Raw genomic sequence first — 13,281 nt, 5'->3', positions numbered from 1 at the left:
GATGATCATTCAGAATATTGAGAGAGGGAATTATAAAGATACACAGATATCTCAATCTACGTTGTATCGGCACATCCATGAGTGATTGGTTCGGATGAGAGCTTGATGGGGATAGGGGTGTATAGGGAGATTCTTTTCGGAGGAACAGTCAAGGTTACTTATAAAGGGTGGGGATAGAGGGAATGTCAAGAACCGTTCGTACGTCAAAAAACATCAAAAACAGATTATTGTATAGATGACATATCATGTAAAATGTGAATGGGGTATACAGAGAACCCGACAGAAGAGGCAATAAGCAGAGGATCTTGCGTGGAACGAATTTCACTTGCTACGGAGTAAGGGGGAGAAACAAATGAGAAAAATAGGATATGTACGAGTGAGCAGCGTTGATCAAAATCTAGCGAGACAAATCGAGCAGTTACAGCAAATCGGAATCGATATCTTATATCAAGAAAAGGCGTCCGGGGCGGACCGCCATCGTTCCATTCTCCAGCAGTTGTTACAACATGTACAGAAGGGGGATATGATTTGGGTAACAGACTTAACTCGCATTACAAGAAGTACGGCGGAGTTGTTTGAATTGGTCGCGTACATCCAAAAGAAGGGGGCCAACTTACAATCGGTCAAAGATACGTGGCTGGATTTGACATCCGAAAATCCGTATAGTCAATTTTTATTGACTGTGATGGGCGGCGTGAATCAGTTAGAACGAGATCTCATTCGCATGCGGCAGCGAGAGGGCATTGAGATTGCAAAACAAAAAGGGAAGTATGTGGGGCGAGTAGAAAAGTACCATGAAAAGCATCCCAATTTGGAGCAAGCCCTTGCTCTTTATGCGCAGAGGAAGATGACAATTCATCAAATTTGTGAGCAGACACAAATATCGAAATCCACATTGTATCGTAAGTTGCGTATGTTATCCGTCAGAAAAAGAAATGGTGTCCGGAAAATAGATAATTCTATATAGAATAGATATGCGTGGTGCGAGTATGACAAACCTTCTCATAGGAATGTTTCTTGTGTGAAGTTTGTATCAAAATACAACTTGTCTATGAGGTTGTTGACAATGCCATTGAAATAGGAAAATGGGCCTTTTTTCATGTTTACTTCGGACTTCATTTTCATCACAAATTCTTTCATGGCTTGTAAGCCGATGACTAGTTCTTGGTCTTTCGTAAAGGCTTGTTCACCTGTTGTGTAGTTCACCGTCCTATTACACTGTCTTACGATCTTCCACAATTCTTGAATGGTTGTAGATTCATGATAAAAAGAGCGAACGAAAGAAACAAAACGTTCGGGTACCCAGTGTGCGACGAAATTAGCTTGTTCCATATTTTCTTCTGGGGTATTGCGATTCTCATTATGATTACGTTTGTTTATATCTTTTATATTTTGTTTTAAGGTTTTAGTAATTGTTTTACTGGTAGGACACTTTGCAAGATATTTTGTATACTCCTTGTCGGACACTTCTTCCACATCTATGAATGAGGATAAGTTGTGGAAGGATTCTTTAGTTGCAATTACATTGATACGTTTCTTTTTCATAGTATTAGCTCCTTTGTATAAACAAGAAAGCAACAGAATGCCAAGTGTAAGCAAACTGTTGCCTAGGAGCCCTTACGGTAAAATAGTTTGTAAGAGTACAGCAGGTGTTTGCCTAGATGGGTTAGGCGGACGGTTAATAAGGTGGTGGTACACTTTATTAACGCGCTGTGCTTTTTTATTTTTTTAGTTTCATTTTGAATTTTTACGGTAACGATTTGGTCACAAACAACCAGAAAAGTGTGTCCATTTATAGTTTTTGATATCGTACAAACCAGCGTAACGTAGCTATTCTGTACATTTTTTAGATATTAAGATTATATATAATTGATTACTACTATCACTATAGGGTTTTCTACGCCACGTTTCCTCTTAACCGATTTAAATAATAATCGTGTTTACGTGAGCAACACGGGAAATGGTACCGTTTCTGTTATTGAAGCTGCCACTAACATCGTAATTGCAACCATCCCTGTAGGGTCAAGCCCTGAAGGAATGGATATAGATCAAAGTACCAAACGTTTATATGTAGCAAACAGACTTTCTAATAAAGTAAGTATAATTGATATTGAGAATAACCTTGTTATAGGAACTATTGTTGTAGGGAATGCCCCAGAAAATGTTGCTGTAGATGTTGAACACAATCAATTATATGTTGTCAATATTAATGGTAAGTAATTGATAGGAGCATATGTAAGGTGTGATTTTACTATTTCCCATACTTTCTTATGAATAAATGAATTCGTTTGTATCCGCTCGTTCTTTTGAAATAAATTTGATATGATAGAGGGATAAAATACGAAGAAGGGAGGCTTTCAGATGAACAATCGTGTTAATTTACGTATTGATTTTGCTTTTAAGCAATTATTTGGTACCAAAGGAAATGAAAGCGTTTTAATCGGATTGTTGAATGCCATCTTACAGAAGACGCTACTGTCTCCGATTACGAGTTTGACGCTGGAAGACCCACATGTCCGTAAAGCATACAAAGAGGACAAATTATCGATTATGGATGTACAAGCTACCTTAGGTACGGGGGAATTCGTACATATAGAAATACAGATTGTCAACAAACAGGATATCCAGAAACGTTCGTTGTATGACTGGTCGAAATTGTATGCGTCTCAAATGCAAGAAGGTATGCCATATAGTAAGCTGAAGAAATCCATTACGATTCATGTACTAGATTTTATTTTATTTCCAATTCACGATAGATTTCAAACAACAGGAACGCTCTGGGATATAGAAAAGGAAGTATTGGTGAGTGAAGACATAGAAATTCATTATATTGAATTACCAAAGCTGACGGCGCAATGGCGAAATGAACAAGTCAACCTGTGGCATGACGTTTTAGCACGGTGGTTACTTTTGTTAGCGTCACATAAAGATCAGAATCTTATAGAAACGTTGGAGGCGATTGCGATGGAGCAAGATGAACCATTGCAGAAAGCGATTCAGAAGTGGGATGATATGAGTCATAATCAGTCGTTTCGTAGCGAGTATGAAGCAAGGAAGAAAAGCTTTTTAGATGAGAATGTGGCGGCTGCACATGCAGAGAAAAAAGGAATGGAGCAAGGGAAAATACAATTGATTCGGGACATGTATAAAAACGGAATGGACATAGAGGACATTGCGAAATTTACAAATATGGATATATTGAAAATACGCGGTGTTTTGGAGTGATTTGTGTGATGGAACTTCAGAATTTAACGAATTTCCCGAAAGAATTCTCCCTCCTCAAGCGTGTGAAGGGCGTAGCCCAACGGTAGGTGGGAGATGAATGTCAGTTTGGCGTAACCAAAAGGTTTTCCTTTTTATTTCGCCTCTGATGTAATCAGTCTTATAAATTATAAAGGATGTTATATAAATGAAATGAGATAGTCATAACCATTCAGTATTCTTGTTGTATTATCACCTTGTGTTGGTCGTAAAATACAGAAGAAATGTGTTTGATGATGATATGTCAGACTATGCAACAGATATGTTTGTTGGACTATCTGAAAACTATAACATCACATGAGTTGAATGGAATCATGATGTAGATCACGTTCCTATTTTGTTCAAGGCACACCCTAATACAGAAATGACAAAATTTATCAATGCTTATAAAAGTGCAAGTTCTCGACTTATTAAAAGAGACTTTCCACAAGTGAAAAAGAAACTTTGGAAAGAGATGTTTTGGTCAAGAAGTTTTTGTTTGCGAACTACTGGTGGTTCGCCAATAGACGTAGTAAAAACATATATTGAAAATCAAAGTGAAAAGTGAGGTGAAATGATAGGGAAAAGCAGAATAAAGCATATACATTCCGTTTGTATCCAACAGAAGATCAAGCACATCTTATGCGTAAAACCTTCGGTTGTGTACGTTTCGTGTATAACAGAATGTTAGCTGAACGGAAAGAAGCGTATGAAAAACATAAAGATGATACGGATCAACTAAAGAAACAAAAGCTTCCCACTCCTGCAAAATACAAAGCAGAATTTGAATGGCTAAAAGAAGTTGATTCATTAGCTTTGGCAAATGCGCAACTAAACTTGCAAACTGCCTATAAAAATTTCTTTTGTGGTCAAAATGACTTCCCCACATTCAAAAGCAAAAAAGCCAGAAAGTCTTATACAACGAATGTAGTGAACGGAAATATTATGTTGCGTAACGGTCCTATCAAATTGCCAAAACTGAAAATGGTACGTATCAAACAGCATAGAGAAATACCACAAGGCCATATAATCAAGTCATGTACGATTTCTATGACACCTACTGGTAAATACTATGTGTCCATTTTGACTGCATACGAAAAAGAGATCGTACAAAAAGAAGTAGAAACAGTTGTTGGATTAGACTTTGCGATGGATCAATTATACGTCAGTTCTGAGGATGAGAGAGCCAATTATCCTAAGTTCTATCGTGAAATGGTATACCGTTTAGCAAAGGATCAACGAGTATGATCAAGACGTACAAAAGATTCAGGGCGTTGGAATAAACAACGTATCCGTGTAGCTAAGCTGCATGAACAAGTAGCAAACCAACGTAAGAACTTCCTTCATCATAAGTCTAAAGAGTTAGCGACTCATTTTGATGTTGTAGCTATTGAAGATCTAAATAGGAAAGGAATGTCGCAAGCACTTCATTTTGGAAAAAGTGTCGCTGACAATGGTTGGGGTATGTTCACTTCTTTTTTAGCTTATAAACTACATGAACAAGGCAAACAACTTGTGAAAATAGACAAATGGTTTCCTTCCACAAAAACATGTAGCAGTTGTGGAAATGTGAAACATATGTCATTGTCTGAGCGAGTCTATTCTTGTATATGCGGTGTAAATCTCGATAGAGATGATAACGCAGCTATCAATATCAAAAATGAAGCAATACACCTATTGGCATTAGCATAGATAGCAATCAAATAACCCTTGGAACAAGGGAGTTAGCTCGGCTGTCTTAGGACGAATTCGTTAGCTACCAAAAGTAACGACTAACCGAGAAGCCCCCACTTCAAACAGTCCGTTAGGACGTTAAGTGGCGGGTAGTTCACTGGATATGATTGTATCACAATAAGAAGAAGCATCTATCTCCCAAAGTTCTCAATATCATAGACGTATTGTTTAATTGTGGGGGCTTTCTTCCGCGACTAGATAAGAAGAAAGAAAAATCCAATTTTCATTTTAGCTTAGCTGGATATTTCCAAGCTCGTTTCTCTTTTTTAACAGGGTTTATTTTTGTTTTTTGTTTCTCTACTTTGTTCTTCACTTGATTTTGTTGTTCGAATGTATCTAGCTTTGATTGTATTTGTTCCACCTGTTCTTTTACGTCCTTAAGTTCCAATTTGATTTCGGATAGTAATCTTAAAATGGCATCACCTTTATTCATTGTAGTGACCTTCTTTCTTAGTTATAGACTTTCTCAATATAAAAAGATTTAATTTTCAGTTATTTAAATTATAATAAAGAAGAATAACTTTCATTGCTCCTTTTTAAAAAGAACGGACTGCCAGTCCGTTCTTTTTATTTGATTCTATTCTATCCTTTTTTCATTTTCATGGCTATTATGTTTAGTTAATTTCATATCATCTTAATTTGTGAACAGATTATTTTCATAGGTTGTTCTTTTTTGCTTCTAAACCATGCATCATCCTTTTAAATGGTTTGTATTTTGTAGGAATAGTCACTCATTTTTTAGGGTAAAATCAATAATCTTGGTCATCCATCGCCCTTCTGGAGCTGATTGAAGATAGATTAATACTTGGAACAGCAATAGATATATTTTTTCACAATTGCATTTTGTAAAAAGTATCAAATAAAGAGTTGTATATGGCGTATACAACTGTACAATAATGAATTCTGATTTCATAGGTTGGAAAACATCTTAATGAATACTTTGTGTCCGAAAGGGGTAACAAGAAGATTTGCCTCTCCATTGATATATGGCCTGGATTGTCTGGATTTGATTCCTTTTGTAGTTGTATAGAATTTTCTTTTTAATAGGTAAGCATGAGCGTATTTCTAGCAAAACGAAGCCAAAACCTGAGCTTAAGCTTTGGCTTTGTAATAATATGATACCTGCAAACGCAAGTGTTAAATTTTCTGATAGTTTAAATTCATCATCATGTTGTAAGAGACGAGTTAGCTCATTACAGCCCTTCCCGAACGAGAAAGCCCCTCGCCTTTCGGCATGGGATGAAAGTGAGGTTGGATACGAAGTACTACCAAAAACCGCAAGGTTTGTGGCACTTTAAGTATCCAAAATGTTGGTATTATATATTATTGCATCGATTTGTTGTGGTTAGTCCTGTAAATTGATACATTGTGAACATGATAAATGATTATAGAAAAATCAAAACAACCGTGTCATTCATTCACTCTCATTTTGTGTTTTGCCCAAGATACAAAAGAAAGATTTTTCTTCATACAAAAGTAGAAGAACGTTTCAAAGAGTTGGTTCAAGAAATATGTGAAGAATTGGATTTTTCTATTGTTGCAATGGAATGCGACAAAGACCACGTTCACTTGTTTTTGTATACACTTCCAACAAAACAACAAATCATGCTATTGGAACCAAGTAGCCACGAGTATATAAAAGTCATGAATGCCCTTCGTCAACTTGATGATAAAGAACAAAGATGGATGCAAGACCAAGACCACAAAGTAAGTCGTGAAATCGTCGATTTTGCAACGGATACTACTATTTCTGTCATTCGATTAGAGCAACTCACGAACATGAGACAGACGGCACGAACAAGCCGTAAAAACGAAAAAAATCTACACACTTGGTCATTCCATCGTTTCGCACAATTCATCGCGTACAAAGCGACATTAGTGGTAAAGGTCGAATATGTGAACCCTTCTTATACAAGTCAAACATGTCCGAAATGTTCTGAAAAGAACAAGGCGCAAGACAGAACATACAAGTGCCCATGTGAATTTGAGAAACATCGTGATATCGTTGGGGCGATGAATATTCGCTACGCAACTGTGGTTGGCGGTAATAGTCAATCAGCCTAAGAACCTATATGGTCTGTCTTAGGAGGAGTGATGGCACACCCTCATCTTGAAGGCTGTTCAAAACAGAAATGGACTGCGAACGTTTCGTCATTCAAGAATCCCATCCGTTACACCGTAAGGTGTAGGACTTGCGGCTTTAGCCGTGGGAGTGTCAAATATAAGGTAGTGGATGTCGGTTAAAATGAACGTTTCAGATTGTGCATATTTTCGTTTAGGTACAAACACTTTAGGATTCCTGTGAAGTCCGCCAAGTAGATGAAAATGGTTTTATGCTTATTAATTAGAAAAATTGCTTCAAGACTATGAGAAAAATCATTCACATATAGATTTTATTCAATCTTTATTTCATTTGCATCCTATCTTTGTAAGTGTTCTTTAAAATGAAAATTAGTTATTTAATTAATTACTGGCTATAAATAATTGAGGAGGACACATATGTATAAAAAAAGGAGTGGTATTATTTTTTCGATGCTTTTAACCACGGTTATTATGAGTACAGCACCAACAGAAAGCATTCAAGCGAGCGCTGGTAATTTTGATCTAGATGGGGTACAACCAGAGAATGTAAACAAAAATCTAGGGAATATCCAGGTATCTATGCTAAACACAAGTACGGCAGCCTCTCGTCAGCAGAAATCTTATACGGATCATATTGCTGTTTCTTTAATTGAGTTCCCGAACATGAAGCATAATCAAATTAAACCAGAAACAGATTTTTATACAAAAGATTTTAACAAAGCTCACTATGAGAGAATGTTATTTAATACTGGCATTTTCAAAACCTCGGAAGGAATAAGTATGCCCTCCCTAAATGAATATTATAACGAACAATCGAATGGATTTTGGAATGTAAAAGGAGTGGTTTCATCATGGATGCAGGCGAAGAATAATATAGAATATTACAGAGATTTTAAAGGTGAACCGTTTGAAGGATTTGGAGAATTAGTGAAAGAAACACTCACACAAGTAGGGCAATCTATTAAAGGAAAGGAAAATTTATATGATCAAAAAGATCCCGATGATTTAGATAGATATGGAAATAAGGTAGAGCCGGATGGATTCTTAGATAATTTAGTAGTAGTTATGGCAGGGGGGACCTCTGATATGTATGTTGTGCCCTATACAGGGGAGCTTAAAGAACCTGCACAAATTCCTGGTACGACTCTGAAAGCAAAGAAATTCACTATTATTCCAGAGGACACTGCGGTAGGGACTCTGGCTCATGAATATGGTCATAATCTTGATTTACCGGATTTATATGATTTTGGTGGTAAAGGGTGCGGATATGTGGTCATTAATGGCTTTTGGCGCACTTAATGGACAGCCAGGTGGAATTGAACCTAGTAACTTTGATCCATGGTCCAAAATGTTTTTGCAGTCTACTTATGGAGGAAAGTGGATTAAACCCATCGAGGTAGATTACAAGGACTTAGAGAAAAAGAAAGAGTTTGTATTGGAAGAAGCTACTAGTAACAATCCTGCTCGAAAAGTAATCAAGGTGAACCTTCCTCCAGTAATGAAAAATGGTGTACAATATCCTAATTATTATCTCATAGAATGGCGTAGCCATAATGGGGCGGATAAAGGACTTAATAAGACTGCTGCTGGTTATAAAGGATTATCAGCTGATCCTGGAATGATTGTTTGGTACTATGATGGACGTTATACAGATAATCAAGAAAGTAACCATCCTGGTCATGAGATGCTTGGGGTTATCGATGCACATCAACAAATACTGTATTACAATCATGATAAAACGAAGCCGGCTATGAGTAGCTTGCAAAATGCGGATGCAGCTTTTGGCCTACGAAAAACCACACCCATTAAAGTAGAAACACCACAAGGAAATGTAGATTCTTCGGCTCAAGAAGGAGTATCTGCTTTTAGTGATCAAAATAATTATACAGACAAAATTCTTCCCAAATTGGGCCTTCAGTTTAAAGTTGTAAAAGAAAGTGAAAATGGACGTGGTGTAACTATTGCAATTTCTAAAAATAAATAAAATTTTTGTATGTAAACATAGGGAAAACGACGAATAATACGTGATATCTCTCGAAAGGGGATATAGCTGTACATGAAGAAACGAGCGAAAATTGCTCGTTTCTTCATGTACAGGCTTCAAATATAATCAAGCTTCTTCAACTGATCCAGGATAGGAATAAAAGCGGCATGAATATCGAAAATCTTGCGAAATTTACGAATATGGAACTGTCGGACATACGCTATATTTTGGAACGATAGACATGTTTAGGAGTTAAAATTATATTTTTTGTTTTGCGATTTCCAAAGGCGTATGATATGTGGAAATCGGATTTTTTACAGATATCCGTGGAGGGAATAGTGGAATAAAAGGTATATCAAACTCTTTAAAAAGACTTTCCTACGCTGTCAAAAGGTTTACTATACAACGGGATTTGTTAGCTAATAAATGTAAAAACACAAGTTTGATTTCATAATAATCAGAATAAATATTATCAATTCACTTTACCTTACATGTATGCGAAAATGTAACCAAGCTAAACTTTTCTTTCAACCTTTTCCCTAGTAAAGGTTGAAATGATACAAAATTTTTAGTCTGAAAAAGAAAAAGCTCATTTCTTGTGAGTGAAGTGAACCCGAATAGTGGTACATGAAAAAAACACCTCCTGAATTCGCATACTAAGTATGCAAATTCATTGGAGGTGTTTTTCGTTTGAAGACAAGAGTTCATTACCCAGAAGAAGTAAAGTGGAAAGTGATTGAAATGAAAAAGGATGGATATTCCAATTGGACAATTATGGAGAAGCTTGGAATTAAAAATGTTTCCCAAATTAAGACGTGGATGAAGTGGTATCGTACCGATCAAACGTACCGTTTTCAACAACCTGTAGGAAAACAATATTCTTATGGAAAAGGACCAAAAGAGCTCAGTGAATTAGAACAGCTACGTTTAGAAAATAAACATCTAAAAACAAAATTACTTGTATGGGGAAAGTATCTGGAAATCGAAAGGGGCTGAAACCAGAAACTGTAGTTACTTTATGGAGAAATGTACAAACAAAAATAACGGTAAAAGACTTGTGTAACGTATTAGAATTACCCCGTTCTACATTTTATCGTTGGTTACAACGAACGGAAGATCTGAAAGATGATATAGAAGAAAAAGTAAAGGACGTCTGTCTTAGGCATAAATTCCGGTATGGATATCGAAGAGTGACCGCTACTCTTCGAAAAATGGGACTGTGTGTCAATCATAAAAAAGTATTACGAATCATGAGACAAAATCATATTCTTTCAAAAGTGCGTCGAAAGAAAAAGAAATATATCAATGGTGCGGAACCAATGGTAGCCCCTCATCGATTGGAGCGCCAATTCGATGCATCCAAACCAAATGAAAAGTGGTTTACGGATGTGACGTATCTCTTATTTGGAGAGCGTACCTTGTATGTATCAACGATCATGGATGCCTTTAATCGTGAAATGATTAGTTGTGTCATCAGCGAATCACAAACACTGACATTAGCGATGAAAACATTGAAACAAGCAATGAGAGGGCGAAAAGTAAAAGATGTCCTTCTTCACTCGGATCAAGGAAGTATTTATACAGCAAAAGAATTTCAAGCGTATGCCAAAGAAAACGGCATGATCACCAGCATGTCCCGGAGAGGAAATTGCCATGATAATGCCGTCATGGAAAGCTTCTTTGGTCATTTAAAAAGTGAAGCTTTCTATTCACAAAAGATAACAAAAGTATCCAACACAACTGTGCGAAAGATTGTGCTAGAATACATTCATTACTACAATTGTGTGCGAATTCAAGAAAAATTAAACCACCTATCCCCTAAAGAATTTAGGGAACAAGTGGTTTAGGTGTTTTGATTGGTGTCCCGTTTTCGGGGTTCACTTCAGAGAAATGAGCTTTTTCTTCTGAATCTATTGAATTCAAAAATAAATTCTCTACTCTTTTTCATACATATATTATCATAATATATACCGCATTATTCTTGTTTTTTTGTCTGAATTATCATGAAGTTTGAAACCTCGAAAATGATTAAATGAATCTACTATAATAAGTGGGTTCTTTTTATTATTGCTTTGTCGCAAAAACAATCGAAAAAAAATAGCTAAAATTAGAATGTGGCTTAGAATAGAAAAATGATAATAAATTTGTTAGGGCATAAGCAAGGTACGAAAAAAGGTGGAGCAATATCTTTGATACGATTTTAGCATGGAAATGAATTTATCTAACGGATTTTTATTTTTCGTTCCCTACAAAGAGTATTGATGATTTAACTAAATAGATTGAAGATATTATCTATGAGATTGCAAATCCTGCTGATTGTAGAAATTGTTTCATTGAAATGTATTGTAAGGAATTATATATTATTTATCATAATATTATAAATAGAAAATGTATATTTCTGTAGAGAATAGGAGAACTAATATTGACTAAGAAATTTAGATTATCGAATGAAGAAGAAAAACAATTCAATCAATTACTTACAACAGATGATTTTGCAGAAATATTAGCGATTATTTGGAGATATGGATCCAAACGAAAAGGGTATTTTTCTATCAGAAATAAGAAAAAAGAAATTCCAGAGAGATTTCGTGAATTAGTTGTGAGAAGTAATTCTATAAGATACTGCAAGAGAGAACGTGAAGGGAAAGTGAATTTTTGGGAAATTGGAATAAATGAAAGTCATCCGCTTGTGAAAAAGATAGAGGAAATGAACTGGACGCCAATTTCAGAAAAAAATCGAACTTTTCCCAAAGGTATTTTTAACGAAAAAGTGTTTGTAGCAACTTATATTCGCTTATTACATGATTTAGGAACTGTACATGGCCAAGATAAAGGAAAATTATATAAACGCGCGCGCTTACGCATACATGGGTCCGTTGATGTATTGAATAACATAGCTCGTGTGTTACATTGTGAATTAGGTGTAGGCTTAAAACGAATACAAACAGACGGGAAAATACCGCAAGCAAAACAAATTTATTATCAATCTAAAAAGGAAATACCATTAATACTGGAGTTTGCTGGAGCAATAGAGTCCTTACATAGATTCTATGATTTTCATCTAGGTTATATCTATACAAATGGATCAAAAAAAGTATAGAGTTTATGGCATTACAGGTGAAAAATTATTAGGAAATGCTTATACCACCATGATATTTTAGACTTCGTACTTCTCACAGAGATATAGATGCTCCTTCAATGAAAAGGCATAGCAAAGATATATAAGAAGTAGAAGGACACCTCCCATTGCTGAAATCCTCATTATTTGTTCTAGACGAGTATGTACTTGCTAACAAAAGACGTGGATTTTTATCCAGGTCTTTTTGTTTTTTTATATTCAAGTGTAGTTAGGGTATTTTTGCCTATCCTCTAGAAAAAAAGGAGAATAAGAAAATTCAAGATTGTCTTATTCTCCTGCAGTACTTTTATTGAAGCATTTTATGGGATTATTTCGGATTTAGAGAGTAACTTTCTCAATACCAATATTTATAATTTCTTGTAAAATAAAAGATACTAACATTTCATAGTAGCTTTTATAACTTTCTCCAAAACACCACAGGCCCTACTTGTGGTGTTTATTTTTATATCAAAAGAGAAGCGATTTTGGTCACACGGCTGGCATAGATGGTACGTTAAGGAATCTTTCTATGTAAAAAATGTATTTCATTAATCTATTTCTATAATATTTTTTATGGAACAAGGATAGAACATTGTGAAAATACATGTATCGAATTAAATTTTTTCAGGGTTTCTTTTACGTTTAGGGCACTATAATTTCCTAAGTATAAATGATTTTCTCTATATTTAGATGTTAGAATTATTATTGTATAGGTATTATAATTGATATAAAATACAAAAAAGTATAGAGTATAACTCTTTTCAATTTTTGAGTTTTAATAGGAAGATAAAGTGTAGGGGAGGATTGGTATATTGAACCAATTATTATCTGGAGGCTCTAAACAATTACTACAAGAAATCGATCGGAAAATGGGCATACTCGAGTCTATTCTTCAGCATATTTCTGGTTATGTGGTTGCCGAAATAGCATATGAGATTCATCAAATGCTTTTAGAAGTAGCACAATTGTTACTTATGTTGGAACAAGACCATAGGATGGTAGTACTCGTAAAAGGATTAAGTCTACAACTACTAACTATTCAGGAACAGTACAATCAAATAATGGGTGTAGATTAAAAAGAGCACTTCTGATGGAATCATTAATTTTTAAGGTTTTTCGAGTG

Annotated in this window: 8 protein-coding genes and 6 pseudogenes; 12 read left to right on the top strand and 2 right to left on the bottom strand. The window is 35.4% G+C overall.

Annotation, left to right across the window (positions count from 1 at the left end; genetic code table 11):
- The first annotated feature begins 352 nt into the window (after window positions 1-352).
- The gene (locus MHI28_RS32480) at window positions 353-967 is read left to right on the top strand and encodes a recombinase family protein (RefSeq protein ID WP_340828807.1); all 615 of its coding nucleotides are present in this window, start codon (window positions 353-355) and stop codon (window positions 965-967) included.
- A 35-nt stretch (window positions 968-1,002) separates the two neighbouring features.
- On the opposite strand, the pseudogene MHI28_RS32475 reads toward MHI28_RS32480, so the two are convergent.
- Window positions 1,003-1,479 (bottom strand): annotated as a pseudogene (locus MHI28_RS32475) (helix-turn-helix domain-containing protein); the annotation flags it as partial.
- Window positions 1,480-1,869: 390 nt separating this feature from the next.
- Between MHI28_RS32475 and MHI28_RS32470 the strand changes: the two are divergent.
- The 4 genes and pseudogenes from MHI28_RS32470 to MHI28_RS32455 all read left to right on the top strand — a co-directional run bounded on the left by MHI28_RS32470 (window position 1,870) and on the right by MHI28_RS32455 (window position 4,932).
- Entirely contained in the window at window positions 1,870-2,220 is a 351-nt protein-coding gene (locus MHI28_RS32470) for a YncE family protein (protein ID WP_340828640.1), read from the top strand.
- A 141-nt stretch (window positions 2,221-2,361) separates the two neighbouring features.
- Window positions 2,362-3,225: an Rpn family recombination-promoting nuclease/putative transposase gene (locus MHI28_RS32465; RefSeq protein ID WP_340828639.1), complete on the top strand. Its 864-nt coding sequence runs from the start codon at window positions 2,362-2,364 to the stop codon at window positions 3,223-3,225.
- Between the two features lie 217 nt (window positions 3,226-3,442).
- Window positions 3,443-3,808 (top strand): annotated as a pseudogene (tnpA, locus tag MHI28_RS32460) (IS200/IS605 family transposase).
- Between the two features lie 44 nt (window positions 3,809-3,852).
- Window positions 3,853-4,932: pseudogene (locus tag MHI28_RS32455) on the top strand (RNA-guided endonuclease TnpB family protein).
- Window positions 4,933-5,197: 265 nt separating this feature from the next.
- On the opposite strand, the gene MHI28_RS32450 reads toward MHI28_RS32455, so the two are convergent.
- On the bottom strand, window positions 5,198-5,407 hold the full coding sequence (locus tag MHI28_RS32450) for a hypothetical protein (protein ID WP_078187683.1): 210 nt from the start codon (window positions 5,405-5,407) through the stop codon (window positions 5,198-5,200).
- 941 nt (window positions 5,408-6,348) lie between these two features.
- Here MHI28_RS32450 and tnpA (MHI28_RS32445) point away from each other — a divergent pair.
- The 7 genes and pseudogenes from tnpA (MHI28_RS32445) to MHI28_RS32415 all read left to right on the top strand — a co-directional run.
- A pseudogene (gene tnpA, locus MHI28_RS32445) lies at window positions 6,349-6,567 on the top strand (IS200/IS605 family transposase); the annotation flags it as partial.
- A 45-nt stretch (window positions 6,568-6,612) separates the two neighbouring features.
- Window positions 6,613-7,038 (top strand): annotated as a pseudogene (locus MHI28_RS32440) (RNA-guided endonuclease TnpB family protein); the annotation flags it as partial.
- Window positions 7,039-7,473: 435 nt separating this feature from the next.
- Window positions 7,474-8,380 (top strand): annotated as a pseudogene (locus MHI28_RS32435) (immune inhibitor A domain-containing protein); the annotation flags it as partial.
- Between the two features lie 24 nt (window positions 8,381-8,404).
- On the top strand, window positions 8,405-9,040 hold the full coding sequence (locus tag MHI28_RS32430) for a hypothetical protein (protein ID WP_340828804.1): 636 nt from the start codon (window positions 8,405-8,407) through the stop codon (window positions 9,038-9,040).
- Between the two features lie 690 nt (window positions 9,041-9,730).
- Window positions 9,731-10,887 (top strand): IS3-like element ISBt2 family transposase gene (locus MHI28_RS32425; RefSeq protein WP_340828016.1). Its coding sequence is split into 2 segments (ribosomal slippage): window positions 9,731-9,983 and window positions 9,983-10,887, totalling 1,158 coding nucleotides; the frame shifts between segments, so codons are not numbered across the junction.
- Window positions 10,888-11,462: 575 nt separating this feature from the next.
- Complete coding sequence (locus tag MHI28_RS32420; protein ID WP_340828638.1) at window positions 11,463-12,140, top strand: hypothetical protein; 678 nt, start codon at window positions 11,463-11,465, stop codon at window positions 12,138-12,140.
- Between the two features lie 830 nt (window positions 12,141-12,970).
- Window positions 12,971-13,234: a hypothetical protein gene (locus tag MHI28_RS32415; protein WP_340828637.1), complete on the top strand. Its 264-nt coding sequence runs from the start codon at window positions 12,971-12,973 to the stop codon at window positions 13,232-13,234.
- Window positions 13,235-13,281: the final 47 nt, after the last annotated feature.

It is taken from the genome of Bacillus sp. FSL K6-0268, from assembly GCF_038005425.1.
Classification (GTDB): domain Bacteria; phylum Bacillota; class Bacilli; order Bacillales; family Bacillaceae_G; genus Bacillus_A; species Bacillus_A thuringiensis_S.
Note: the sequence above shows the minus strand (reverse complement) of the source record. Positions and strands in the feature narration are given on the sequence as shown.